Source organism: Halorubellus litoreus (assembly GCF_055378595.1).
In genome coordinates this window covers 673,820-699,493 of record NZ_AP043836.1, presented here as the reverse complement: position 1 = coordinate 699,493, position 25,674 = coordinate 673,820, and the positions used below count along the sequence as shown (strand labels likewise).

Annotated in this window: 22 protein-coding genes; 9 read left to right on the top strand and 13 right to left on the bottom strand. The window is 69.9% G+C overall.

Annotation, left to right across the window (positions count from 1 at the left end; genetic code table 11):
• Positions 1-21: 21 nt before the first annotated feature.
• Positions 22-303 (top strand): HalOD1 output domain-containing protein, encoded by a 282-nt coding sequence (locus tag ACZ48X_RS07680; RefSeq protein ID WP_336349702.1) that lies wholly within the window; start codon positions 22-24, stop codon positions 301-303.
• Between the two features lie 15 nt (positions 304-318).
• On the opposite strand, the gene dnaG is transcribed toward ACZ48X_RS07680, so the two are convergent.
• Together dnaG and ACZ48X_RS07670 are read right to left on the bottom strand one after the other, a co-directional pair.
• Positions 319-1,833: a DNA primase DnaG gene (gene dnaG, locus ACZ48X_RS07675; RefSeq protein WP_336349703.1), complete on the bottom strand. Its 1,515-nt coding sequence runs from the start codon at positions 1,831-1,833 to the stop codon at positions 319-321.
• A 302-nt stretch (positions 1,834-2,135) separates the two neighbouring features.
• Positions 2,136-3,026: an ArsR/SmtB family transcription factor gene (locus ACZ48X_RS07670; protein ID WP_336349704.1), complete on the bottom strand. Its 891-nt coding sequence runs from the start codon at positions 3,024-3,026 to the stop codon at positions 2,136-2,138.
• A gap of 328 nt (positions 3,027-3,354) precedes the next feature.
• Between ACZ48X_RS07670 and ACZ48X_RS07665 the strand changes: the two genes are divergently transcribed.
• Positions 3,355-4,035, top strand: a complete 681-nt coding sequence (locus tag ACZ48X_RS07665) for a DUF6517 family protein (RefSeq protein WP_336349705.1) — start codon at positions 3,355-3,357, stop codon at positions 4,033-4,035.
• Between the two features lie 15 nt (positions 4,036-4,050).
• On the opposite strand, the gene pdxS is transcribed toward ACZ48X_RS07665, so the two are convergent.
• A complete protein-coding gene (pdxS, locus tag ACZ48X_RS07660; RefSeq protein WP_336349706.1) occupies positions 4,051-4,959 on the bottom strand; it encodes a pyridoxal 5'-phosphate synthase lyase subunit PdxS in 909 nt (302 codons plus the stop codon).
• A gap of 194 nt (positions 4,960-5,153) precedes the next feature.
• Between pdxS and ACZ48X_RS07655 the strand changes: the two genes are divergently transcribed.
• Positions 5,154-5,921, top strand: a complete 768-nt coding sequence (locus ACZ48X_RS07655; RefSeq protein ID WP_336349707.1) for a DUF1405 domain-containing protein — start codon at positions 5,154-5,156, stop codon at positions 5,919-5,921.
• A gap of 75 nt (positions 5,922-5,996) precedes the next feature.
• Here ACZ48X_RS07655 and ACZ48X_RS07650 read toward each other — a convergent pair whose 3' ends face one another.
• The 4 genes from ACZ48X_RS07650 to ACZ48X_RS07635 all read right to left on the bottom strand — a co-directional run bounded on the left by ACZ48X_RS07650 (position 5,997) and on the right by ACZ48X_RS07635 (position 11,371).
• On the bottom strand, positions 5,997-6,422 hold the full coding sequence (locus tag ACZ48X_RS07650; protein ID WP_336349708.1) for a hypothetical protein: 426 nt from the start codon (positions 6,420-6,422) through the stop codon (positions 5,997-5,999).
• Positions 6,423-6,556: 134 nt separating this feature from the next.
• Positions 6,557-9,217, bottom strand: coding sequence for a valine--tRNA ligase (locus ACZ48X_RS07645; protein ID WP_336349709.1), 2,661 nt, complete (start codon positions 9,215-9,217; stop codon positions 6,557-6,559).
• A gap of 667 nt (positions 9,218-9,884) precedes the next feature.
• Positions 9,885-10,367, bottom strand: coding sequence for a hypothetical protein (locus ACZ48X_RS07640; RefSeq protein WP_336349710.1), 483 nt, complete (start codon positions 10,365-10,367; stop codon positions 9,885-9,887).
• Positions 10,368-10,465: 98 nt separating this feature from the next.
• Positions 10,466-11,371 (bottom strand): HFX_2341 family transcriptional regulator, encoded by a 906-nt coding sequence (locus tag ACZ48X_RS07635; RefSeq protein WP_336349711.1) that lies wholly within the window; start codon positions 11,369-11,371, stop codon positions 10,466-10,468.
• 115 nt (positions 11,372-11,486) lie between these two features.
• Here ACZ48X_RS07635 and asd point away from each other — a divergent pair, with 115 nt between their 5' ends.
• Together asd and ACZ48X_RS07625 are read left to right on the top strand one after the other, a co-directional pair.
• Positions 11,487-12,521 (top strand): aspartate-semialdehyde dehydrogenase, encoded by a 1,035-nt coding sequence (asd, locus tag ACZ48X_RS07630; RefSeq protein WP_336349712.1) that lies wholly within the window; start codon positions 11,487-11,489, stop codon positions 12,519-12,521.
• A 59-nt stretch (positions 12,522-12,580) separates the two neighbouring features.
• Complete coding sequence (locus tag ACZ48X_RS07625) at positions 12,581-12,994, top strand: hypothetical protein (RefSeq protein ID WP_336349713.1); 414 nt, start codon at positions 12,581-12,583, stop codon at positions 12,992-12,994.
• Here ACZ48X_RS07625 and ACZ48X_RS07620 read toward each other — a convergent pair whose 3' ends face one another.
• The 3 genes from ACZ48X_RS07620 to ACZ48X_RS07610 form a co-directional block, all read right to left on the bottom strand.
• On the bottom strand, positions 12,995-13,765 hold the full coding sequence (locus ACZ48X_RS07620) for a DUF502 domain-containing protein (RefSeq protein WP_336349714.1): 771 nt from the start codon (positions 13,763-13,765) through the stop codon (positions 12,995-12,997).
• 82 nt (positions 13,766-13,847) lie between these two features.
• On the bottom strand, positions 13,848-14,825 hold the full coding sequence (locus tag ACZ48X_RS07615) for a D-2-hydroxyacid dehydrogenase (RefSeq protein ID WP_336349715.1): 978 nt from the start codon (positions 14,823-14,825) through the stop codon (positions 13,848-13,850).
• Between the two features lie 2 nt (positions 14,826-14,827).
• Positions 14,828-15,625 (bottom strand): enoyl-CoA hydratase/isomerase family protein, encoded by a 798-nt coding sequence (locus ACZ48X_RS07610; RefSeq protein ID WP_336349716.1) that lies wholly within the window; start codon positions 15,623-15,625, stop codon positions 14,828-14,830.
• A 270-nt stretch (positions 15,626-15,895) separates the two neighbouring features.
• On the opposite strand from ACZ48X_RS07610, the gene ACZ48X_RS07605 reads away from it, so the two are divergent.
• From ACZ48X_RS07605 to ACZ48X_RS07595, 3 genes are all read left to right on the top strand, one after another.
• A complete protein-coding gene (locus ACZ48X_RS07605; protein WP_336349717.1) occupies positions 15,896-17,032 on the top strand; it encodes a sulfatase-like hydrolase/transferase in 1,137 nt (378 codons plus the stop codon).
• Positions 17,029-18,237, top strand: a complete 1,209-nt coding sequence (locus ACZ48X_RS07600) for a glycosyltransferase (protein WP_336349718.1) — start codon at positions 17,029-17,031, stop codon at positions 18,235-18,237. Before ACZ48X_RS07605 ends, ACZ48X_RS07600 begins: the two co-directional genes overlap by 4 nt.
• A gap of 114 nt (positions 18,238-18,351) precedes the next feature.
• Positions 18,352-19,731 (top strand): sulfatase-like hydrolase/transferase, encoded by a 1,380-nt coding sequence (locus ACZ48X_RS07595; protein WP_336349719.1) that lies wholly within the window; start codon positions 18,352-18,354, stop codon positions 19,729-19,731.
• 48 nt (positions 19,732-19,779) lie between these two features.
• Here the strand turns inward: ACZ48X_RS07595 and ACZ48X_RS07590 are convergent, their stop codons facing one another.
• The 3 genes from ACZ48X_RS07590 to ACZ48X_RS07580 form a co-directional block, all read right to left on the bottom strand.
• A complete protein-coding gene (locus tag ACZ48X_RS07590; RefSeq protein ID WP_336349720.1) occupies positions 19,780-21,129 on the bottom strand; it encodes a sulfatase-like hydrolase/transferase in 1,350 nt (449 codons plus the stop codon).
• Between the two features lie 28 nt (positions 21,130-21,157).
• Positions 21,158-22,720, bottom strand: a complete 1,563-nt coding sequence (locus ACZ48X_RS07585) for an alkaline phosphatase family protein (protein WP_336349721.1) — start codon at positions 22,718-22,720, stop codon at positions 21,158-21,160.
• A 73-nt stretch (positions 22,721-22,793) separates the two neighbouring features.
• On the bottom strand, positions 22,794-23,828 hold the full coding sequence (locus ACZ48X_RS07580; protein ID WP_336349722.1) for a glycosyltransferase family 4 protein: 1,035 nt from the start codon (positions 23,826-23,828) through the stop codon (positions 22,794-22,796).
• Between the two features lie 148 nt (positions 23,829-23,976).
• Between ACZ48X_RS07580 and ACZ48X_RS07575 the strand changes: the two genes are divergently transcribed.
• The gene (locus ACZ48X_RS07575; RefSeq protein ID WP_336349723.1) at positions 23,977-25,578 is read left to right on the top strand and encodes an alkaline phosphatase family protein; all 1,602 of its coding nucleotides are present in this window, start codon (positions 23,977-23,979) and stop codon (positions 25,576-25,578) included.
• Positions 25,579-25,674 lie beyond the last annotated feature (96 nt).

Below are 25,674 nucleotides of genomic sequence, written 5' to 3'. Positions count from 1 at the left end.
CCTGCAATAACGTCTCAGGTGATGATGGAGCGCCCGCCGGGCGAACACATCGTGCATCGAGAACTCGACGTCGACGGCGCGGAACCGGCGACCCAGATAGTCGAGCACGTCGCGGCCCTCTCAGGGCGAGACGTCGAGTCGCTCGCGAGCACTTGGGAGACGTTCGGGCACGTCGTCGACGACCTCTTCGAGGAGCCACCCGCGCCGAGCGCGCAGGTGCAGGTGACGTTCACGTACGAAGGCTACCGGATAACCGTCGACCAGGACGGGCACGCGACGTTCGTCGCGGTCGACGACCGCTAACCCGCGGCGACCGCCTCAGACCGCGAGGTCGGCTGCGGTCCGGACGCGGACGCTCGTCGGTCGTTTCACGAAGTCGCCGAGTTCGGCGGCGACGACGTGGTCGACGCCGCGCTGCGCGGCGACGTCCAGGACCTTCTGGTCGAGTTCGCCGTCGAGGACGACCGCGTGCGGGTCCACCGCCGCGTCACGGAGCAGTTCGAACGCGTCGGCGGCGCTCGCGTCCGCCTGCACCGCGTACTCGCCGTCGAGCAACCGAACGGTCCCCGTGTGCTCGCCGACGACCGCGCTCACGTGTCCGCGAAGCGACGTCGGCGATTCGGCGTCCGCGGCCTCCTCGGGGGGGACCGGCGTCTCGTCGCTCGCGTCGGCGTCACCGTCCCTGGCGGTCTGTGAATCGCTCGCGTCGGTGTCCGCTGGCACCTGCTCGTCGTCGGCGCCAGCGTCGTCCGGCACCGTGCCGGCGTCCGCGTCCGCCGACACCGCGTCCGCGTCCGCGTCGCCTCCTGGCGAGGTCGTCGCGCGGCCGCCGGCGGCGTTCGCGCCCGACCCGCCGTCGTCGGCCGCGCCACCGTTCGACTCGACGGTGGACTCGACGCCCGGCGTCGCCGCCGTCTCCGAGGTCGCCTCCGCCCGCCCGTCACTCGGTGTGGCGTCGGCGTTCGCGGACTCGGGTGCCGGCGTCGCACTCCCGTCGGTCGCCGCGACCGCCGCACGCGGGTCGCTCGCGCCCGCGACCGTCGCGTACGGCACCTTCTCGCGGAGCGCCTCGAACACCTCGTGGTGCGCGAGGTCCTCCACGGACTTGTCCTCGGGCGCCAGCGCGACGTAGTCCACGTCGCCGACGTCCGCGAGCTCGCGGAGGATGAGGTCGCCGCCGCGGTCGCCGTCGAGGAACGCCGTCACCGTCCGTTCCGCGGTCAGGTCCGCGATCACCTCGGGGACGTTCGTCCCCTCGACCGCGACCGCGTTCTTGATACCGTACTTCAACAGTTGGAGGACGTCCGAGCGCCCCTCGACGACGATGATCGCGTCGCTGTCCGCGACGCGCGGCCCTGCGGGCAGGCCCTCGTACTCCGTGACGTCCTCGACGCGCACGTGCTCGCGGACCTCCTGGAGTATCTCGTCGCTCGACATCACCGAATCGTCGAACGCCGTGTTCAGGAGTTCCTTCGCGCGCTCGACGACCCGCCGGCGCTTGGCGGCGCGCACGTCCTCGATGTCGCTCACCTCGCAGCGCGCCTGGCACGGCCCGATGCGCGTGAGCGTCTCCAAACTCGCTGCGAGCGTCGCGGTCGCGACCCTATCCAGGCCGCTCGCGATGGTTATCGTCCCCTCGGCCTGGCCGCGCGTGACGTCGACCTCGACGTCGATGCGACCGACCTTCGACGATTGCTGTAACTCCCGGAGGTCGAGCTCCTCGCCGAGCAACCCTTCGGTCTGCCCGAAGATCGCGCCGACGACGTCGCTGCGCTCGACCACGCCGTCCGCCGTGAACGTCGCGTGAATCAGGTACTTTGCCGTGTCTTCCATTGTCTATCGACCCCGACGGGGTCGTCGTGGTGGCCCTCCCGGGCCCTGCTGGTGTCGCGCCCTCGGCGGGCTGGCGACCGACTGTCTCTCCGTGTCGTCCCACTGCGGGACCGCGCTGCGTGATGATGTGAGGCCACCGCGACCGGTGGCGCGCTGTGAATCGTGTCAACGAACCCGTGCGGACCACGAATTCGGTCGTAGTACGTCCCCGAGTGGTGTATACCTGTTGCAGGGACCCGCAGGGAAAGAATCCGCTCGACGCCGCGAACCCGTTCGCGAACACCCCACGAGTTCGTCGTCGGTCAGTACGGGGAGGCGCGGTACTGGTAGACGAGGAGGGCGACGAGGACGACGAACCCGCCGAGGAAGAACATCGCGCCCGGCGGCAGGCCGCCCGCGAGCAGGTCACCGCCACCGCCGCCGCTCGCGGCCGTCGTCGCGACCTCGGTCGTCGTCTCCGCGGCGATCTGGTAGCTCTCCGCGGCGGTCTCGGTCGCCGTCGGCTCCGCCGTCGGCTGCCCGGTCCCGGCAGCGGTCTCGGTCGCCGCGTCCGCCGTCGTGTCGACGTTGCTGATGCCGACGTCGCCACCGTCACCGCTCGTGGTCGTGCCCGACGTGTTCCCGCCACCGTCCGCGCCGCCGGCGTCCGCGCCGCCGCCGCCGCCGGCGTCGCCGCTGACGCCCGTCGCCTCGCTGTCCTCCGGTGCGGGCGCACCGCCTTGGGTGTTGAACGACGACCCGGCCGCCGGCCCGAACAGTTCCGCCCAGCCGTACTGGACGAGGAGGCTCGACGCCGCGAGCACGCCGACACCGCCGACGAGGCGACTCAGCGCCGTCCGGATGCGGCTCGCTCTCGACTCGTCGCTCGACACGATGAGCGGCCCGTCCTTCGGCGCGTACACCTTCATCTCGTTCCCGCGCGAGGAGTACCACGTGTCCACGACCTCGACGAGGCCGGCGTCGCCGAGGTTCTCCAGGTGATAGCGGACGTTCTGGATGGACGAGTCGACGGCGTCCGCGACGTCGCTCGCGGTCATCGGCTCCTCGTGGAGCGCGGTGAAGATCGCGCGCGCCGTCTCCGAGGACAGCGCGCCGAACACCTTCTCTGCGTCCTCGCCCTCGAGGTCGACGACGCGCGGCGCACGGTCCTCTGGCACGTCGGTGTCGGACTGGAACGGGAGGAGCCGCGACATTGCTCGTCTCCACAGACGTCCCGTACCCTAAAGCACGTTTCGCAAGATGAAAACCCGTTTTGAGCTAGCCCGGGTCGCTCCCGTCACGCGATACTCGCCGCATCGACTCCGTGACAGCCCTCGGACACGACCCGTGAGTGAAACGCGTCTCGCACCCACCGCGAGATAGCTTCGACCGCTCTTTCAGCGACGACGGCCCCGTTCACGCCGGCCTACTCGACGCACGGAAAACCGCGACGACGCTCGAACGACCGCGCCAGCGCCCGCGCATCACGCTCGGGGTCCGTGACCGGCACGCCCAACTTCCCCCGTCACCTAGCCGCGAGCGATGAGCGCCCCCCGCTTCCCCGACGCGGTCCTCGCCGAGTACGACTGGCGGCACGTCCGCGACCACACCGAGACCGCGCTCACGCTGCCGTTCTTCACGATAACCGCGTACAACAGCATCTACGAGCACGCGCCCTCCAGCGACGCCTTCGCCGCGGTCGGCGACCCCGACGTCGACGTCTCCGGGCGCTCCGCGTTCACGAGCGCGCTCGAGTTCTCCACGCCACTCATGGAGCTCGGGTTCTCGCCGGCGAGCGTGTTCGGCATCGCGTGCGACCACGCCAAGGAGGAGTTCGCGGACAGCGTCCGCGAGGACGGCCTCGTGAACGTCACGCGGTTCACGGACCGCGACATCGAGCGACGAGGGGCCGGTAGCGACCCCGACACACCGGCGCGCGCGTTCGGGTACGACGTCGAGTACCCGCTCGTCGACGACGTCATCGTCGAGGACGTCACCGCCGGCCAGTTCACCGTCGCGGGCGAGCTCTGGGCGGGTATCTGGCCGACGGACACGTCGTACGCGATGGCCGGTGGGATGTTCCCCACCGAGACGCTCGCGGCGGCCATCGCGCGACAGGCGCCCGCGGCGACGCTCGCCACGGACGCGGACCTCGACGTCGACCCGGACCGCGACCGCGAGCGACTGCTCGACGCCCTGAAACGCGCAGAAACGGTGGACTGAGCGAGCGAACTGGACTTAAACGCCGCGGCCCTGCATCTTCTCCTCCTCGGGGAGGTCGACGTTCGCGTCGCCCTTCATGGACTTCCCGAGGTTCGACGCGATCTCCGCGAGCGTCTCCGGGTCGTCGTGGTTGTTGACCGCCTGCACGATGGCTTCGCCCATCGCCTCGGGGTCCTCCGCGCCGAAGATACCGGAGCCGACGAAGATGCCGTCGCACTCGTGGTACATCATCAGTGCGGCGTCGGCGGGCGTCGCGATGCCGCCGGCGGCGAAGTTCACGACGGGGAGCCGCCCCATGTCGGCGGTCTCGTGCACGAGGTCCTTCGGGGCCTCGTGTTCGCGCGCCCACTTCTCGCGCTCCTCCCAGTTCATACCCTCGAGCTGGCGGATGGCGCCCTTGATGGTGCGCTGGTGGTGGACGGCCTGGTTCACGTCGCCCGTGCCGGCCTCGCCCTTCGTCCGGATCATCGCCGCGCCCTCGTCGATACGGCGCAGCGCCTCGCCGAGGTTCCGCGCACCGCAGACGAACGGCGCGGTGAACTCGCGCTTGTCGATGTGGTACGCGTCGTCCGCGGGCGTGAGGACCTCGCTCTCGTCGATCATGTCCACGCCGACCGCCTGCAGGATCTCCGCTTCCTTCCGGTGGCCGATGCGGGACTTGCCCATCACCGGAATCGACACGGAGTCGACGATGTCCGCGACGTCCGCGGGGTCGGCCATCCGCGCGACGCCGCCGCGCTTGCGGATGTCCGCCGGCACCGCTTCGAGCGCCATGACGGCGACCGCGCCAGCTTCTTCGGCGATCTTCGCCTGCTCCTCGTTGACGACGTCCATGATGACGCCGCCCTTCTGCATGCGAGCGAACCCGCGCTTGACCAGTTCGGTCCCGCGCTTGAGGCTCTCAAGGTCTGTCTCCTCGGTCATACCAACGGTTTGCATCCGGTCGCACTTATACCGACCGCACCACGCGGCACCATCCGGTATGCGGCACGTCAACGTTCCTCCCTGTGGTGGTTCTGCCGCGTCGGCGCTGGACGTCTGGTCCGGTCCGCTCCGGGCGTGGCGTCCACGCCCGGGACCGGGAGTGATTTGTGCGACCCACACGCACGATTCGCGTGATGGAGTTGCTACGTGACGACCTGCCGGCGCGCGAGGACCTCCCGTGGTACGTCGCACCAGTCCCCGAGTTCGTCGAGGACCTCGGCCTCCGGCTCGTCTGGCTCGTGGTCGCCACGAACGTCCTCGGGACGCTGTTCGGGTTCTACTACTACGGCCTCAGCCCCCTGGAACCGGACTTCGTCTGGGAGGGCAGCCAGTTCGCGCTCGAACCACTCGCGATGTGGCCCCTGGTCCCCGATTCGCCGGTGGCGACGTTGTTCATCGCGCTCGCGTTCGGCGCGTGGGCGCTCGGTCGCTCGAACGAGTACCTCACCGCGCTCGCGTTCTTCGGGTGCCTGAAACTCGGCGCCTGGACGCCGTTCGTCCTCCTCGCGTTCCAGAGCGACTTCGCGTACACGGGCGTCCTCATGTACAACTTCCTGTTCTGGAGTCACCTCGCGATGGTCCTCCAGGGGTTCGTCCTCCACCGCATCGGCGACTTCCCCGTGAAGGCGGTCGCGCTCGCGGCCGGCTGGTACCTCCTCAACGACGTCGTCGACTACTTCGTCCCCATCATCGGCGACCCCCACCACACGCTGATACCCGCCGAGGAGATAACCGCCAGCGGCGTCGTACACACGCCCGGTCCGCACCGCATCGCCGCCGCCGGCGCCATCGCACTCACCGTCCTCGCGACGTTCCTCGCACTCGCGACGCGGGTCGAGAAGCTCGAAGCCGGCATCGACTCGCTCGATAGCGCCGTCGACTCGCGCGAGGACGGCCAGTAATCGCTCTCGGGACGTCTACGGTCGCCGTCATCGCGTCCCCTCCAGTCGTCGTCCCTCCGCCTCGAACTCGCACAGTCAGAGCGGTGCGTACGCGACGACGACGGCGAGGACGACCCCGTACGTGAGGTGGAAGACGCCGAACAGCGCCGCCTGTTTCGGTTCGGGGTCCATCGCGAGCACGACTTTCATCCAGAACGCCGCGCCGACGACGGTAAGCGTGACCGCGTACGCGACCGCGAGCCCGAGCACCGTCACGATGCCCGCACTCCCGAACCCGAGGACCGGGAGCGCGAACGCGAACGCACCGCCTGCCCCGATTCCGTACAGCAGGTGTAGCAACATGCCTTGAGGCATGTAGTCGTCAGGAGCGCCGTCGCCGACGTACTTCGACCAGAGCGCCGCCGTCGGCGGCGGCGAGCCGTCACCGAGCAGCATCATCGCCATCGTCATCGCTATCGTCGCCACGAGACCACCGACCAGTCCGCCGAGCAAGGTTACCATTCGTAACTACCTCGCCCCACAGTCGGCGCGCATCCGTATTCAACCGACTCCGGACGTGAGCGACCTGCGCACGACACCGAAAGCACCGCCAGAACAGAGAGACCACCGGGGTCGCGGCGACCGACTCGCCGCCGTCAGTGGACGACGACGACGGCGTTCTCGGTCTCGACCATCTCGCCGTCGCCGGCGTACGTGCGCTCCTCGCGGACCTCGAACTCGTCGGCGGCGAGGGTTTCGCCGGCGACGTGGAGTTCCCCATCAGCGATCTCGTAGTCGCCGTCGGCGATGGCGCTATCGAACTCGTTCACCTGGCCGCCGTACTTCGGGCCGAGCGTCGAGTAGTCGAGGTCGATGTCCGCAACCTCGGTCGTGATCTCCGGCGAGGACTCGTGCACGGTGAGTTCGTCGACGTGCATGACGCCCGTGATGGCGTCCTCGAACCCGGTGATCGCGCCGAAGACCTCGACGTGCGCGAGGTCCGCGTTCAGCGCGAGCTGTTCGTCGGTCTTGTACTTCCGGAGCGCCGAGATGACCTCCATCGCCGTCTCGCCCGCTTCGAGGTCCGCGTCGAACCCACGGGGTTCGGGCCAGTCCGAGACGTGGATGCTCGTCTCCGCCGCGTCGACGTCGTCGACGTCGCCGTCGACGTAGAACTCGTGCCAGAGCTCCTCCGTGACGTGGGGCATCACGGGCGCCCACAGCTTCAGGAACGTCTCGTGAGCGAGCGCGAGCGCGTACCGCGTCGACTCGCTGTCGCGCTCCTTCGCGATCTCGAGGTAGTCGTCACAGAACGTGTTCCAGAAGAACGTCCGCAGGCGGTTCCGGGCCTTCGCGTACTCGTGGACCTCGAAGTGACTCGTGAGGTCAGCGACGAGGTCGTCCAACTCTGCCAGGAGCCACTCGTCGAGCGTGTCGAGCTCGGCGGGCGCGTCGCGCTCGCTCGGCGGCGTCGCTTCCTCGGCAGTCAGATTGTCGACGAGTTTGCTCGCGTTCCAGAGCTTCCGGATGAGCTTCTCGCCCGCGACGATGTCCGTGTCGCGGTACGGGAAGTCGTCGCCGACGCCCGAGGACGCCGCCCAGTACCGGACGGCGTCCATCGGGTACTCGCTGATGACCTCCGAGGGGGCGACGACGTTCCCCTTGGACTTGCTCATCTTCTCGCGGTTCTCGTCGAGCACGAACCCGTTGATGAGCACCGAGTCGAAGGGGACCTCGCCGGTGTGCTCGTAGCACTTCACGACCGTGTGGAACAGCCAGAAGCTGATGATGTCGTGGCCCTGCGGGCGGACGTCGAACGGGTAGAGTTCGGGGTTCGCGAGGTCGCCCGCTGCGAGTTCGCCGTCGCCGAGCGTCTCCGGGTCCCAGTCCGCGTTGATGAGCGGCGTCAGGCTCGACGTCGCCCACGTGTCGAGGACGTCCTCCTCCGGGCGGAACTCGCCGTGCCCGCACTCGGGACAGCTATCGACGGGCGGGTCGTCCGCGAGCGGGTCCGCGGGGAGCTGCTCGCGGTCGGCGACGACCTCGTGGTCGCACTCCTCGCAGTACCACACCGGGAACGGGATGCCGGAGTCGCGCTGCCGGGAGATGAGCCAGTCCCACTCCAGGCCCTCGATCCAGTGCTCGTACCGCGTGAACATCTTCTCGGGATACCACTCCATCTCCCGGCCGGCCTCCAGGTACTCGTCCTTGTGCCCGAGGATGTCGATGTACCACTGACGCGAGACGCGGAACTCGACGTCGACCTCGCAGCGCTCGTGAACCTGCACGGTGTGCTCGTGGGGCTCGCGGTCGACGAGATGCCCGGCGTCCTCGAGGTCCTCGACGATCTCCTCGCGCGCCTCGTGCGTCGACAGGCCCTCGTAGGCCTCCGCGATGTCCGTCATCGTCCCGCTCTCGTCGATGGCGACGCGCAGCGGGAGGTCGTGCGCCTGATACCACTCGATGTCCTTCTGGTCGCCGAACGTACAGCACATCACGACCCCGGTGCCCTTCTCGAGGTCGACGCGGTCGTCCTCGATGATCGGGACCTCGTGCCCGAAGATGGGAACCTCGGCGGTCTCGCCGACGAGGTCCGCGTTCTCCTCGTCGTCCGGGTGGACGAAGACGCTCACGCACGCCGGCAGCAACTCGGGGCGGGTCGTCCCGATGACGAAGCTGTCGCGGCCCTCGTCGGTCGGTTCGGTGAGGTCGAACCGGACGTCGTTGAAGTGCGTGTGCCGGTCCGCGTCCTCCATCTCGACCTGCGAGATCGCGGTCTCGCACTCCGGACACCAGATCGCGGGCGCCTTCTTCCGGTACTCGCGACCCTGCTCGTAGAGATCGAGGAACGACAACTGCGAGATCTTCTGGACGCGCGGCTCGATGGTCTTGTACGTGCGATTCCAGTCGATACTGGTGCCGAGTTCCTGCATCTTCTCCGTGAACTCGGCCTCGTAGCCCTTGCAGACCTCCCGGCACTTCTCCTGGAACTCCCGGCGCGAGAAGTCACCGTGGCGGATGCCGAGTTCCTCCTCGGTGAGGCGCTCGCTCGCGATGCCGTTGTCGTCGTACCCGAACGGGAACAGGACCTCGTCGCCCGCCATCCGATGATACCTGGCGGCGAAGTCCTGGAGCGTGTGCCCGTAGAGGTGCCCCATGTGGAGGCTCCCGCTCACGGTCGGCGGCGGCGTGTCGATACTGTAGACCGTGTTCGAGTCGACGGCGGCGTCCTCGTCGTACGCGTAGACGTCCTCGTCCACCCATCGCTCCTGCCACTGTTCCTCCATCTCCGCTGGCTCGTAGTCACCTGCTGGCATGTGTACTCTTACTCGGTGTGTCGTGCATACGTCGGTTAAGCGTCTCGATGCGCCGCCGCGACGGGCGGCGGCGCGGTCGCGTCGAACGCCCACGACGGAACGCTCGACGGCTGGTTGTCATCGCGCACGGTTCGAGCGACGATGCCGTGGCTCTCGCGTCCGAACTCGGGACGGCCCGGGAGGCCGACGCCGACGCCCGCGACTGGTCGGTCGCAGGTGGCACGGCGAGAACGAAGGCACCGCTGTCAGGCCAGGGGACGTACTACGGCGACAGCGAACGACTCCATGCCAACCCATCGACGACGCGGCGACTAAAGGCTAGCGGTGCCATTACACCCACTGACTCGAACCGTGACCCTCGACCGCTACCTGGCGCGCGGTGTCGCGACGCGGCGAGCGACGGCGAGCCGCGTCGCGTCGATACCGTGCGAGGGATGACGACCGAACGAAGTGAGGGAGGAATCGGTTGGGGAGGGAGAGGCTGCGGTGCGGTCGCGGCGCGGGGTGGGAGTGAACGGGGCCGTGCGCTCGGTCCCGCCCGGGGGACGCAAGCACTGCAGGCGCGAACGCAGTGACCGACGAAGCGCGCAGCGAGCCCCGGCGGGTCGAGCGTGCGGGGGCGTTCGGGGCGTTCGTCCTGCTTGGCGCCTTCGAAGGTGAGACCGATTCACACGTCTTCGCTCGAACCGCCGTCCGATTCCACGCGGAACCGCGCTTCGAGCGTCCGCGAGTCCTCGCCGACGCCGACGTCCAACCGGAACGCGTACTCGCCTGGGTCGACGTCGCCGAGCCGGACCGTTGCGTCGCTATATCCCGTCTGTGTCGGTTCCCCACCGAGCCGAACGGTGTAGTCGTGGGATTCACCGGGGGCCAGCTCGTGCAGAGGCTGCACCCACTTCTCCGGGACGACGAACTCGCCCTCGTGAAGCACCCGCCAGGCAGCGAGATTCGCGCGAACCGGGACGAGCGCGTTATTCCGGACCGTCGCGGTCGCCTCCGGCGCGTCCGGCGAGAGCACGCCCGGGTCGACGTCGAGCGACACCGCGTCCCGCGCGTCGGCACGCGCGAACTCGACGATACCGTCGGAGAAGACGACGCCGCCAGCGAGCGCGCTCGCGGTCGCTCCCGCGAGCAGGGTCCGACGCTTCATGCCTGGACGCTCGAACACGCCCGGTAAGTGCCTTCTGTGCCGTCGGTCACCCCTCGCCCGGTGTGCAGTCAGTCACACCTCGCCCTGTATGCAGTCAGTCACTCCTCGCCCTGGTCCGAGTGCGCGCGCACCCAGAGCTCGCCGATGCGCGACAACCTGGTCCGATACGACTTCCCCGCGGACTCCTGCTCGATGTAGCCCTTCCCACCTGGCCCGAGCCGGTCGACGTTGTAGATGACCTTCGACCGGAACGAGTCCGTGTACTCCTCGTTCAACTCCGCGGCGAGCGACTCCGCGAGCTCGCTCACGGACGCGAACTCGCCGTGCTCGCCGAGCTTGAACAGGATGACTTCCTCGAAGGGCTTCACGTTCGAGAACGACGCCACCGGGAGTTCGACGACGTGCCCGTCGTCGAACTCCTTCGCGCCGATGGTCGTCCCGCGCTCGTCGAACTCCTCTAAGAGCTCGCACGACGACGCGAGCCGGTCCGCGACGCGCTCGCGCAGGGCGTCGTCGACGCCCGCCTCCTGGAGGTCCTCGAGCAAGTCCTGCTGCTGGCGTAACTCCTCCGCGAGCTCCGTCTCCAGGTACTTCTCGGGCGCCGTGTAGTACGTGTGGATCCGCTCGCGCTCGTCCTCGCGCTCCACCATCAGCGAGTGCGCGGCGGTCGCGAACGCGAACGACACCGTCCGCGGCATCGCCGCGATGTTCACCCACACCTCGTTCCCCAAATCCAATTCGGCCGTGATGAGGTCGTACGCCTGCTCGAACGCCGCGTCGTAATCGTAGACGTCCGCCACCATCACGCGCTCCGTATCCGCGCCCAGGAGGTTCTGGAAGTCCTTCTCCAGCTTCTCCGAGAGGTTCTGACTGTACTCCACGTTCGCCTCCGACCCCACCGCGCCCTCCAGGAGTATCACGCGCTCCACGTCGAACTGGTCGCGGACCAGCGGCGCGATGAGCCGGTCGTAATCGAACCCGACCGGCACGATGTGCGTCTGCATACCTGCTACCAGCGGCGGCCAGGTTATATATTCCCGCTCCTCGGGCCGCGACTCCCGTCAAGCGGTGACGGCACCCGAAGGTCTTTGCTTGGGCAACGCAGACGGACCGGTAAGCATGAGCGTACGCGTCGGCGTCCTTGGCGCCACGGGAGCAGTAGGGCAGCGACTCATCCAGCTTCTCGACCCGCATCCGGACTTCGAGATCGCGGCACTCACGGCGAGCGACGAGTCCGCGGGCCACGACTATCGCGAGGTGGCGAAGTGGCGCGTGGACGCGCCGATTCCGGAAGACGTTGCGTCGACGACCGTCGTCGAGACGGACCCGAGCGCGGTCCCGGACGACGTGGACCTCATCTTCTCGTCGCTCCCTTCGAGCGTCGGCGAAGCGGTCGAGCCGGCGTTCGCGGAAGCCGGGTACGTCGTGTCCTCGAACTCGTCGAACGCGCGGATGGACGACGACGTCCCGCTCGTCATCCCCGAGGTGAACGCCGAGCACATGCAGCTCATCGAGGTGCAGCGCGACGAACGCGGGTGGGACGGCGCGCTCGTGAAGAACCCGAACTGTTCGACGATCACGATGGTCCCAACCTTGGCGGCGCTCGACTCCTTCGGGCTCGAGCGCGTGCACGTCTCCACCCTCCAGGCCGTTTCGGGTGCGGGCTACTCGGGCGTGAGTTCGATGGAGATCATCGACAACGTCGTCCCGCACATCGGCGGGGAGGAGGCGAAGATGGAGTCCGAATCCCGCAAACTCCTCGGGGCGTTCGACGGCGCGGAACTCTCCTTGCACGACGCCGAGGTCTCGGCGTCGTGTAATCGCGTGCCGACGATCGACGGCCACCTGGAGAACGTGTGGGCGGAACTCGCCGACGACCCCTCGGTGGGTGACGTCGAGGACGCGCTCGCGGCGGCGCCGAGCGCGGACCTGCCGTCGTCGCCGGAGCCGCTCGTGAAGGTGTTCGACGAGCCGGACCGCCCGCAGCCCCGGATGGACCGGATGCTCGGCGGCGGCATGCAGGTCGCCGCGGGCGGCGTGCAGGAGACGCCCGCGGGCGTCCAGTACAACTGTCTCGCGCACAACACCATCCGCGGCGCCGCGGGCGCGAGCGTCCTCAACGGCGAACTGCTCGCGCGCGACGGCTGGCTGTAAGGAGCCACCGCCGGATACCGACAGAAAACTTACGCGACCGCGACCCGACGTTCTCCGTGATGTCCTCCACTCGACGCACCGAGACGCTCGTCCACGCTGCCGCGGTCCTCCTCGCGTTCGCCGCGCTCGCCGCGGTGTCGTGGCTCGTCCGCGCGTACTCGCTCAGCACCGCCGTCGCGACCGCGGGCGCGGTCGTGTTCAACGTCCTCGTGTTCGGCGGCGCGCACCTCTACCTCGCCGCGCGCGGCGAGGCCGGGAGCGTCCCCGTGGCGTCGCGCTGGCGGTTCCTCGCGTTCCTCGCGGTCGCGGCCGTCGCCGCGCTCGCCGGCATCGCGTTCGGCGGCGCCGTCCACGATGCGCTCGGCGTCGGCGTCCGCGAGGTCGGCGTGGCGTTCGTCGCGGTCGCCGCGCTCGCGTACCTCGTCGTCGAGGCACGCAGCGGGTACCGGGACGCGATGGCGGCCGACCGCTGACTAGCCGTCGCGCGGCCAGCCGTCTATCTCGTCGGCGGTGACCGGTTCCGCATCGAGTCCGCCCAGGGGGCCCTCGCCGTCACTGCTGTCCTCGCCGCCCCCGTCGCCGTCCCCGCCACCGAGCGGGTCGCCGTCGAACCCCTGACCGGTGGCGACACCGGTCGTCATCACGGACTGGACGCCCTCCTCGACGCTCATGTCGACGTCGGTCACCTGGTCGCGGGAGACGTTCGCGAGAAAGCCGGCCATGACTGGGTTCGGGGCGAGCGGCACGAACACGGTGAGGTCGGCGTCGACGGCGTCCTGCACGCTCTCCGGCGGTGCGGCGGTGACGAACCCGAGCGTGTGCAGGCCGTCGTCGGGGAGTTCGACGAGGACGACCTCCTGGAAGCTCCCGGTGTCGTTGTCGAAGAACATCTCGCTCAACCGACCAGCGGTCTCGTAGATAGTGCCGACGACGGGGACGGCGGCGACGACGCTCTCGAGTTCCCCGGCGAGCGTCGACGCCTCGCCACGCGCCTCGGCGACGGCGCCGACGAGCACGGTCAGCGCGAGCAGCGTCACGCCGACCGCTACCTCGAGGACGGTCACCGGGAACGACTCGCCGAAGAAGAAGAACAGGACGACGTCCGCGATGGGGCGCAGGAACCCGGAGAGGACGCTCCACGCGAACAGGAGCGCGGCGACCGTGACGAACACGGGCAGCATGGTGGCGATACCGGTGAGGGCGGCGCGACGCGCGAACGACACCCAGCCGTCCGACTCGCTCATGCGTACACGGGGCGTCGCCGCCGGCAAAAGCGTGGGTGCTAGCCCTCGTCCGCCGGCGACCGACGCCGCGGAATCGACGGCCTCACGCGACCTGGTTCTCGAAGCCGTCGTCGTCGACGCGCCCGTCGGCGAGCCGCTGGACGTTCTCGGCGAGGATGTCCGCGAGACGCTCGTAGTAGTTCGGCGTGTGGCCCGCGTTGTGCGGGGTGACGAGGACGTTGTCGAAGTCCCAGAGCGGGTGGCCGCTCGGGAGGGGTTCGGGGTCGGTGACGTCGAGTGCGGCGCCGCGGATCTCGTGGCGCCGGATGGCGCTCACGAGGTCGTCGGTGTCGACGACCGGACCGCGTGCCATGTTCACGAGCACGGCGTCGCTGGGCATCGTCACGAACGCGTCGTGGTCGACGAGGCCCGCCGTGGTGTCGGTGAGCGGGCACGCGAGCACGACGTACGACGACTCCGCGAACGCTTCCTCGACGCCCGCCGCGTCGTCGTAGCCGACGACGCGGTCCACGGGGCCGCCCTTCTCCGGCGAGTGGCGGACACCGACGGTCTCGACGTCGAACGCGTCGAGGCGTTCGGCGACCGCGGTCCCGATGGCGCCCAACCCGACGACCGTGACCGTCGAGCCCGCGAGTTCGTGCGTCGGGTACGACCGCCAGACGTCCTCGTCCATCTGGCGGCGCGCGACGTGGAACCGGCGCGCGAAGCTCAGGATGCACGCCAGCGCGTGCTCGCCCATGTTCGGCCCGTGGACGCCCGACGCGTTCGTCACGGCGACGTCGCGGTCGCGGAGCGCGTCCATCGGGAGGTGGCCGGTGCCGGCGAACGCGCACGCGAACAACTCGACGTCGTCCCCGAAGTTGTCGAGGACGGCGTCGCTGATGTTCATGCCAGCGACCACGTCCGCGTGCCGGACGACCTCGCGTTCCTCGCTCGGCGTGCGCGCGAGCACGACCTCGTGCTCGGGGAGGCGCTCGCGGAGCGCCGCGACGTAGTCGTCGATGGGGATGCCGTGGACGGTCTCGCGGAGTACCGCGACCGTGAGGGCGTCGTCAGTCATCGTCATTCACCTCGGAACTCCGGCTCGGTCTTCGAGAAGAACGCCTCGTAGCCGGCGGCGTAGTCGTCGGTCCGGGCGAGTCGCGCGATGGCGTCCTTCTCCGCGGTGAGCTGGGTGTTGAGCGTGCGTTCGTACGAGCGGTTCAGGAGCGCCTTCGCGGCGCCGTAGGCCTTCGTCGGGCCGGCGGCGAGGTCGGTCGCGACCTCGTGCACGCGGTCGTCCCAGTCGTCGGCGTCGACGGCCTCGGTCGCGAGCCCCATCTCGACCGCGCGCTCGGCGGCGACGGGTTCGTCGAGGAGGAGGAACTCGCGGGCGCGCCGCATCCCGACGAGTCGCGGGAGGAACCACGTCGCGCCGGCGTCCCCGGAGAGGCCGACGCGCGGGTACGAGTACTCGAAGCGCGCGGTCTGGTGTGCGAGCACGAGGTCGCTCGCGAGGGCGAGTCCGAACCCGCCACCGGCGGCGACCCCGTTCACGGCCGATACCGTCGGGACGTCGCTCGTCGCGAGCGTCCGGACGGCGGCGTGCAGGCGCGTGGCGACGCGGTCGAGACGACGCTGGTCGGTCTCGTCGCCCTCGAACGCGGCGAGGTCCGCGCCCGTACAGAACGACCCGCCGTCGCCCTCGAGGACGACGCACCGGACGTCGCTCGCGGCCGTCGCCGCGGCGAGCGCGTCCTTCAGGTCGATAGCTGTGTCGACGTCCAGGGCGTTGTGCGCGTCCGGTCGAGCGAGCGTGACGTGCGCGACCCCGTCCGCGAGGTCGACGTCCACGTGCTCGAAGCCTTCGTCGAGTTGCATACTCCCGCCTGCGGTCGGCGGCGAGAAAAACCCCGGCGGTCGCGGCCGCCGTCGCCGGAACCAACTACGGCCGTCGAGCCGGCCACGAGGCGGCGAGTCCAGCGCCCGTCGGGTCGGTCACGAGACGGCGAGTCCGCCGAACGCGACGCGTGCTCGGGGTCGACCGTCGAGTTGACCGAAGCGTTTTTTCGCGCGGGTCGCGTTCGCCGCCGTAACGACGACGCCCCCGGGATTCGAACCGCGAGCCCCGCCCGGGCGCTCCCCTCATCCATGACGCGAAAACTCCTCGTCACGGTCGACTCGCTCCGATACGACCACTTCCGGCACTTCCCCGCGACGCGCGAGTACCTCGAGTTCGAGCACGACCGGGCGTTCTCGACGTTCCCGGAGACGTTCGGGTCGTTCCCCGCCATCGTCGGTGGGGAGTACGCGCTCCAGCGCGGTCTCAAAGACGGGACGAGCGTCGCCCGTCGCGTCGACGGCCGCAAGGTCGGGCTGACGACGAACCACCTCCTGTCGCCGAAGTACGGGTACGACGACGCGTTCGACCACTTCGAGAGTCCGTCGGCGAGCGAGGAGGGCATCGCGGGGTTCGTCTCGGACAAGCTCGAGCTCGGGTCGACGCCGTACAAGGTCGCGGCGGCGGCGTGGAACCAGATAGAGCGCGCGCGGTCGAAGGTCGTGAAGCTCGGGAAGTCCTTCCGGCGCGCGGACGACGTCATCGAGACGTTCTTCGAGCAGACCGAGGGCCACGACGACTGGTTCGGGTGGCTGCACTTCATGGAGCCACATCACCCGTACGACCCGCACAGCGCGCCCGTCTCGCGGGATTACGCGAACCGCGTGAGCCGGAAGGCGATCTCGCATCGCGTGAACGACGAGGAAGCAGACCTGGTGCGCGAGCTCTACCGGCGCGAGTGCGAGGAGCTCGACATCGAACTCCGCCGGCTCTGGGAGAATATCCCGGAGGACACGGAGGTCGTCTTCCTCTCCGACCACGGCGAACTGCTGGGCGAGGACGGCGTCTGGGGGCACCCCGGCCTCCTGCATCCCCTGCTCCATCACGTGCCGCTGGCGACGCGGAACGTCGACTGGGAGTTCGGCGACGTCGCGAGCCTCATCGACGTCCCGAGCATGCTCGTCGGCGAGGAGCACGGTCTCGGTCGCGAGAACCGCGACGTCGCGTTCGCGCTCTACGGCGACCGGCGCGCGGCGATGAACCGCGACGGCATCGTGAACTACGACCCGAGCGAGGACGACCCCTACAGTGCCCGGGACCTCCTCGGGAACGACGCCGCGATGGACGACGACCTCAAGGACGCCCTGGAGGCGTTCGACGTCGACGGCGGCATCACGCGGTACGACGCGGACGAGGAGACCCTCGCCGAACTCGGCTACCTGGAATGACCGACCGCGACGCCGAGGCGGCCGGGGACGAGACGAGCGGTCGCGATGCCGCACGAGCGAGCGCGACCGGCGACGACGCCCCTGCGCTCCCGGACGTGAACGTCGACGACGTCCTCGCGGACCGCTCCGTCCGGGTCGTCCACGAGGGCTCGTGGATTCACCCCGGCGGCGCGGCGCGCGTCGCGAAGGCGCTCGCGGACGCGTTCGATGCGCCACTCACCGTCGGCCACACGCCCGACCGCGAGTTCTGGCGCGGGTACGACGTCGAGTTCCCGTTCCAGGCGCGCTTCCACGACGGCCTCTCCGCGAAGCTGTTCCTCAACGATTCGGTGCGCCCGGTCTCGGAACTCCTTCGCGCCGCGGGCTTCCGCGGCCTCGACTTCGACGAGGACGTCGTCATCTCCAGTGGGACCGCCGCGAAGTGGTGGGTGCCAGGCCACGACCAGCAGCACGTCCACTACTGTCACGTCCCGCCGCCGCGGTTCTACGCGCGCCCGACCGACGGCGTCGTCGACTGGGCGACGACGACGCTCGTCACCGTCCTCGACCGGCACTTCGCGGACTACTGCACGGGCATGCTCGCGAACAGCGAGTTCACGCGCCAGCGCGTCCACCGCCACTACCTCCGGGACCGCGACGCGGTTCCGGTCGTGAATCCGCCCATCGACGTCGACCGGTTCGAGCACGCCCCCGCCGACGCCGACGACCCGTACTTCGTGATGATCGGGCGACTGAACGACATGAAGCGCACGGACGTCGTCGCCCGCGCCTTCCGCGACCTCGACGCACGCCTCGTGCTCGTCGGCGACGGCCCCCTCCGGAAGCAGGTTGCGCGCCGCCGGAACGTCGAGGTCCACGCGCGCCTCTCGGACGACGCGCTCGCGGACCTCGTCGCCGGGTCGACCGGCGGTATCGCGTTCGCTCGCGAGGAGCACTGCGGGATGACGCCGAAGGAGTTCCAGAGCGCCGGGAAGCCCGTCGTCGTCCCCGACGAACCGAACCTGAAGAACCACGTCACCGACGGCGAGGACGGCGTCGTCGTCCCCGTCAGCGAGGACGGCGTCCGCGAGGGCGTCCGTCGCGTTCTCGACGGCGATTGGGAGCCCGACCGGGTCCGCGAGACCGCCGCGGACTGGTCGCACGACGCGTTCCGCGAGCACGCCCGCGAAGCCGTCGCGCGCATCGTCGCGGCTGACGAGGCATGACCTCGGTCGACGAGCCGTGACACGCCAGCGAGGGTCGACGTCCGGCGAACCGTGCAGGGACGCCACCCCCGCGGGAAGCGTCATTTTTTAAGCAGTGCCCGGCCTCTCCCCGGTATGAACGTCGCCCTCGTCACCGTCGACTCGCTGCGCGCCGACCGCATCGCGCCGAGGGTGATGCCGGAGACGCGCGCGTTCGCCGACGACGCCGTCGAGTTCACCGAGTGCGTCGCGAACGGGCCGTCGACGCCCGCCTCCTTCCCCGCCATCCACGCGAGCCGGTACTTCGCGAGCGTCGACGGTCTCGGCATCCCGCCCGCGGACGCCGGCGGCCCGATCCGGACGCTCGCCGAAGTCCTCTCGGACGCGGGGTACGCGACCGCGGGGTACACGGACAACCAGTTCGCGAGCGGCGCGTACCACTACGACCGCGGGTTCGACGCGATGCACGACGCCTCCAGCGACGGCGCGAACGTCAACGAGGTCAAGCAACTCGTGCAGTCGAACCTCGACAAGGACGGCGTCGTCTTCCGGACCATCGAGCGCGTCTACAACCGCGTCGACGCCCTGTTCGCGACGACGGGCGGTCGGGACTTCGAGCACGAGCGCGCGGACTCGCTGAACGACCGCGCGCTCGAGTTCGTCGACGAGCGCGACGATGACGACGACTGGTTCGCGTGGCTGCACTACATGGACGCCCACCACCCCTACGAAGCCCCCGCCGACTACCAGCGCGAGTTCCTCGACGACCCGCGGAGCGTCGCGGAGTGTCGCGCGCTCTCCCGGAAGGGTACGCATCACCCCGAGGAGGTCACGGACGACGAGTGGGACGTCATCCGCGGGCTCTACGACGCCGAATGCAAGTACGTGGACGACCAGTTCCGCGCGTTCCTCGACGCGCTCGCGGAGCGTGGCGTCCTCGACGAAACCATCGTGGTGTTCACCGCCGACCACGGCGAACTCGTCGGCGAACACGGCCACGCCGGCCACCCGCCCGAGTTCTGGGAGGGCGTCGTCCGCGTCCCCTTCGTCGTCCACCACCCCGACCTGGACGCCGCGACCGTCGACGGCCAGATCCGACTCGTCGACACCGCGCCGACCGTCGTCGACGCCGCTGCCCCCGACCTGGACGCACCCGACGACTGGGAGGGCGCGAGCGCGCTCGACCTCCTCCGCGGCGACGTGGACGCGCGCGGGTGGGCGTTCGGCGACGTCGGCCGCGACGTCGACTACGGCCGGTGTTGCGCACGCCGCGCCGACGGCTGGAAGCTCCTCAGGCACGCCGACGACGGCGAGTTCTGCTTCGACGTCACCGCGACGCCCGACGAACGCCCCGAAGACGACCGGAAGGACGCCCCCGAGTACGAGGAACTCGCGAGCGCGCTCGACGACCACCAATCGCGGATGCAGCGCATGCGCGCCGGCGAACGCAGCGGCGTGAGCGAGAACGACGAGATGGTGACCGAGCACCTCGAGGACCTCGGGTACCTCGAGTAGCGCGGAGCGCCGTCGATTCTGTGCGCGAACGACCGCCGGCAGTCCCGACTATTCGAGGTAGCCGAGTTCCTCGAGCCGGTCGCGGGTCTCGTCGTCGACGTCGATAGCGCCCTCGCCCTCGACGCCGTCGCCGTATCCCTCGAGTGCGTCGACGAGGTCCTCGGGGACGTCGTCGAGCGGGTCGCCTTCGGCGCCGTCAGCGACGTCGAACGCCAGACGCGTGCCGGTTGCGGGCACCTCGACGAGCTTGCGGTCGTCGACCCACACCGCGCGCTGGTTGTAGCCGTAGTTCGTCTCCTCGCATAACAGCGGTCGGGCGTCCCGGACGACGTCGAGCGGCGCGGGGTCGACGCCGTCGGCGACCTCGGCGTCGAGCGCGTCGAGGACGACGGGGGCGACGGCGGTGAGCGACACGGGGTCGTCGTCGACGCCGGAGTCGACGCCGGGGGCGCGAATCCACAGCGGGACGCGCGCGACGTCCTCGAGGACGCTGTGGCCGTGGTCGGTCCCGTAGTACCCGCGCGGGTCGTCGTTCAGGCGGCGTTCCACGTCGACGTGCTCCCAGAACGCTTCGCCGTGGTCGCCACAGACCACGACGACGGTGTCGTCGTCGACGTCGTCGAGGAGGGCGGCGAGCGCGTCGTCCGCGCCCCTGATGGCGGCGTCGTACGCGCGAGTCCGCGCGTCGCGGTACGTCTCGAATCCCTCGCCGTCGGTGGACTCGCGGTATCGCCAGTCCTCGAGGCCGTCGACGTCGGGCACGTCGAACGTCTCCCGGTGCTCGTCGGGGACGTCGAGCGGGGCGTGCGGGTCGCCGAGCTGGAGGTGACACAGCCAGCGGTCGCGGCCACGAATCCAGTCGCGGGCAGCGGCGACGCGCTCGTTCGCGTCCGTGTACGTCACGGAGACGCGCTGGAAGCGGTCGCCTGCGGCCTTCTCCGCCATCGGGATGGCCGTGAACATCGCGGTGTCGTACCCCGCGGCCTCGAGGACGTCCGGGAGCATCGGCACCGACTCGCGCGGTCGCGTCGGGAACTCCGCGGCGGCGAGGTTCCGCGGGTCACCCTGCATCCGACCGCCGTGCTCGTGGGGGTACCGGCCGGAGAGCAACGACGGAATCGAGGGGAACGTCCACGGCGCGGGCGCCTTCGCGTTCGAGAACGCGCGCGCCTCGTCGACGAACGCGTCGAGCGCGGGCGTCGTCTCGCGCTCGTGGCCGAACGCGGAGACGTGGTCGGCGCGCAGCGAGTCGACGACGACGACGAGGACGTTCCGCGGGTCGCCGACGGTCGCGTCGCGCTCGAGGTCGCGCTCGCGACGCGCCCGCCAGTGCGCGACGCGATGCTTCACCTCCATCCACGCGCTGTTCAGGCGCGGGAAGCGCTTGAGTGGGTTCATCGGTTCTGTGAGTCAGGCGTTCGAGGCGTCATTCCAGGTAGCCGAGTTCGCGCAGGGTCTCCTCGACCTCCTCGCCGGCGCCCCGGTCGCTCGCGCCGATAGCGGAGGGCGGCCCGGTCTCGACGTCGCGGTCGGCGGGGTCGCCCGCGAGGACGTCCCGGCGGACGTCGCCGTCGACGTCCTCGGGCACCGGGACGTCGAGGTAGTGGAGGATGGTGGGTGCGAGGTCGTACAGGTCGAGGTCCGCGCTCCCCTCGCTCACGTCGTCCCCGACGCCGGCGAAGATCCCGCTCCGGCGATGCGTGGCGAGCCATTCGGTCTGCTCGCCGAACACCGCGCCGCCGATGGATTCGGGGGCGTCGACGCCCGTCGTGTACTCGACGACGAGGTCCGGGCCGCGCTCGCGGTCGCCCGAGTAGACGTCCGCGGGGTCGTGCACGGCGCTCGCGACCGGGATGCCGTCGGGCGTCTCCAGCGCCTCCAAGTCCTCGGTCAGCTGCTCGCGGTAGCGGTCGGCGGCGGCCGCGGGGTCGTCGGCGTCCGCGAACGCCGCGTGGTTCACGTAGACGGGGCCGCGACCGAGCGAGATGGCCTTCGTCTCGGTCCAGTCGATGGCGGCGTCCTGGATGGCGACGCGCCCGCTCTCACTCGGGAACAACCCCTGCACGGACTTCGGGACGAGGCGCTGGGCGAGACTCACGAGGCCGAGCCGGTCGACGACGCGCTTCAACCGCTCCTCGGTGAGCCCGACCGTGGACAGGAGCGTGCGCGTCCCGTCCTCGGCGAACACGAGGTCGCCGCGCTCGGCGAGCCACTGGTTCGGGAGGAATATCTCGTCTATCTCCGTGAACCCGTGGTCGCTCATCAGGAAGACGGCGTCGGCGTCGTCCCGCTCGAGGAGTTCGCCGAGGCGCTCGTCGATACGCTGGTACGCCGCTTTCAGGTGCTCGGGGTGGTCCCAGAGGCGATGCTGGAGGGTGTCCGTGAAGAACAGCGTCGTGTGGACGAGGTCGCGGTCGCGTTCGTCGGCGAGGAACTCGGCCGCGTCGAACCGCTGGTCGAACAGGCGCTTTCCTTCGGCGACGAGCTCGTCCGGCGAGGCCTCGTCGAGCACGAGGTCGGGTTTCACGCGGTACTCCGGGACCGCGTCCAGCAGGTCGCGCTTGAGGGATTCGGGATTCGTGAGGGTCTTCCGTTCGTTCGCGGGACTCCCGGCGACGACGTCGACGCCGTCCATCTCGCGAGCGTTCGCCGGATGCGTCGTCGGCATGTTCACCACGCCCGCGTCGATACCGTGGTCCGCGAGCACCTCCCAGTACTCCCTGGAGGTGAAGTCGCTCGCGTCGTTCGCCGACAGCGACTGGTCGTCGCGGTCGTACGCGTACCACTCGTAGACGCCGAGCTTGCCGGGCGTCTTCCCGGTCGAGTAGCACTTCCACGCGGGGAACGTCACGGGCGGGAGCGTGCTCTGGAGGTCGCCATCGACGCCCTCGTCGAGGACCCGTGCGAACGCCGGGAGGTCGCCCGCGTTCGCCCACGGGCGCAGCAACGACCAGTCGGCGCCGTCGAGGCCGACCACGTAGACGGTCATTGAGGCGTCCTTTGCCGGGGACGGGTTAAAACGCTTCGAGAGAAACGACAGGTGAGTGCGCCCTTCGCGGGAGTCACAGCTCGGCGAGCACGCGCTCGAACGCGTCGCGGAACGCCGCCGTCCGCGAGTCCGCGTCGAAGCGCGCGCCGCGGTCGCGAGCGACGCCAGCGAGGCGTTCGCGGTCCGCGAGGTCGCGCTCGAAGTACGCGACGACGCCAGCCGCGAGCGCCTCCGGCGTCGGGTCGACGACGAGCGACGCGTCGATCTCGCGGGCCTCCGAGCGCGTCCCGGCACCGGTCGTGACGAGCGGTGGGACGCCCGCGCGCATCGCTTCGAGCGTGCTCACGGGGAACGTGTCCATCCGCGACGGCTGGACGAACAGCGCGGCCGGGGCGAACGCGTCAGCGAGGTCCTCGACGTACCCGCGGACGGTCACGCCCTCGGTGTCGCCGTACGATTCGGGGTGGCCGCCGCCGACGACGTGCAACTCGGCGTCCGGAACGGCTTCGCGGACGCGCGGCCACGCGTCGACGAGCATGTCGACGCCCTTGTAGTGCCACGGTCGTGCGACCGTCACCGCGACGTTCGAGTCGAGTTCGGGGTCGACGTCGCCGAGCGCGTCGTACGCCTCGGGCTGGACGAACGGATGCGCGATCTCGATGGGCGTCCCCGGCCCGACGACGGGTCGCGTGAACTCCGCGGCGAACTCGCTGACCGCGACGACGCCGTCGATGCCGCGACGGCCGACCGCGCGCACGAGCGGCGTCCCGAACCGGCCGACGAGGGACTTCAGGAGCGAGTCGCCCTCGAAGTCGCCCTCGCCGAGCGCGTACAGGCCGTGGTCCGCGCACAGGTACACTATCTTCCCACCGCGCGTGAATCGGCGGACGAGCGCCGCGTACAGCGGCCGCGACCCCTCCACGATGTACACGTCGTAGTCCGGGTACGTGAGACCGTTCGCGAGGTCGGCGACGACGCTCCCCGAGAGCGGGCCGAGCGAGCGCGCGTGGTAGTCCACGAGGTCGGCGCCGACCGCCTCCGCGAACCCGCGATGCGCCGGATGCGGGTCCTGGTGGAGCATCGCCACGTCGACCGACTCCAGGTCCATACCTCCACCCGCACGCCACTGGCGCATAAAAGGCGCCGTCTCCGCGTCGCGGTCGACGGGAGACATGGCCGTGGCGCCGCAGCCTCCGCGCGGGTCGGGACTCGCGCGGAGAGAAGGGATTTTACCCCGTGGCCGACTGGGGCGAACCATGCAGACGCTGTTGGTGGGGCTGGACGCCGCGTGCGCCTCGGTCCTCGAGCCGCTGTTCGAGGACGGGGACGTCCCGCACCTCGCGTCGCTGTTCGAGGCGGGCGCGAGCGGCGACCTCGAGAGCCAGGTGCCGCCCTGGACGGCGAGCGCGTGGCCGTCGCTGTACACGGGCGCGAACCCGGGGAAGCACGGCGTGTTCGACTTCCTGCGGTTCGACGGCTACGACTGGGACATCGTGAACGCGACGGACGTCCGCCAGCGGACGCTCTGGGAGTACGCCGACGAGGCCGGGTTGACGAGCGTCGTCGTGAACGCCCCCGTGACGAGTCCACCGCCGGAGATAGACGGCGCCGTGATTCCGGGGTACCTCGCCGCGGAGTCGCCGCCATGTCACCCCGAGGGCGTCCTCGAGGACGTCCGCGACGCCATCGGCGACTACCGGGTCTACGCCGAGCGGGAGACCGGGGAGGATACGACTGGCGAACGCTTCCAGGATTACCTCGAACTGTGTCGGATGCGCGGCGAGGCGTTCCGCTACTTGAGCGGGCGCTTCGACCCCGAGTTCGGGTTCGTGCAGTTCCAGAAGACCGACGCCGTCTTCCACGACTATCCCGGCGAGTTCGAGAAGGTCCGCGAGGTGTATCGCGCGGTCGACGAGCAGGTCGGTGCGATTCTCGAAGAGTGCGATCCGGATACCGTCGTCGTGGCGAGCGACCACGGGATCGGCGAGTACGACGGGTACGAGTTCCGCGCGAACCAGTTCCTCCGCGAGCACGACGTCGTCGAGGCGACGCGGGACGGCCAGGGGGTGCCGTCGTGGTTCCAGATCAAGGACGAGGAACTGACGAGCGACGACGACGCGCCCGACGACCACCCGCTCCTGGAGCGACTCGCTGCGGGCGCGGCGCGCGTCGGGCTCACGCACCAGCGCGGGAAGGCCATCCTGGAGCGATTCGGGCTCGCGGCGTTCGTCGGCAAGCACGTCCCGGTCGGTGCGGTGTTCGCGGCCTCCGAGGCGGTGGACTTCGCGGAATCGACGGCGTACCTGCGGTCGCCGTCGGAACTCGGCGTCCGCATCAACGTCGCCGGCCGCGACCCCGACGGCGTCGTTCCCGCGGAGGAGTACGAGCGCGTGCGCGAGGACGTCGTCGAGTTGCTCGCGAGCGCGGAGACGCCCGACGGCGACCCGGTGTTCGACGAGGTGGTGCCGCGCGAAACGTACATCTACGGGCCGTACGCCGACGAGGCCGTGGACGTCCTCTGCGTGCCTGCGGACTTCCAGCACTCGCTGTCGGCGCTCCTCGGCGAGCGCTTCGACGACCCGGAGCCGTGGAACCACAAGCTCCAGGGGACCGTCGCCGTCAGCGGCGCGGGCGTCGACGCGAACGCCGACCTCTCGGGCGCGCACCTGTTCGACGTCGCGCCGACCGTGCTCGCGACGCTCGACCTCGCACCCGCGGACGTGATGGACGGCGACGCACTCGCCGCCGTCGACGCGCCCGAACCGACGAGCTACCCCGAGTACGACGCCAGCGAGCACGCCGCCACGGAGGACGCCGAGGTCGCACAGCGACTCAGCGACCTCGGATATCTAGAGTAGCTGGCTGCACGAGCAAGCGGGGACCGCGAGGCCGGCGTTTCGGGCGGGCTTCCCTGACCGGCTTCGGGCGTCGACTCGGGGACCGTGGATATCGAC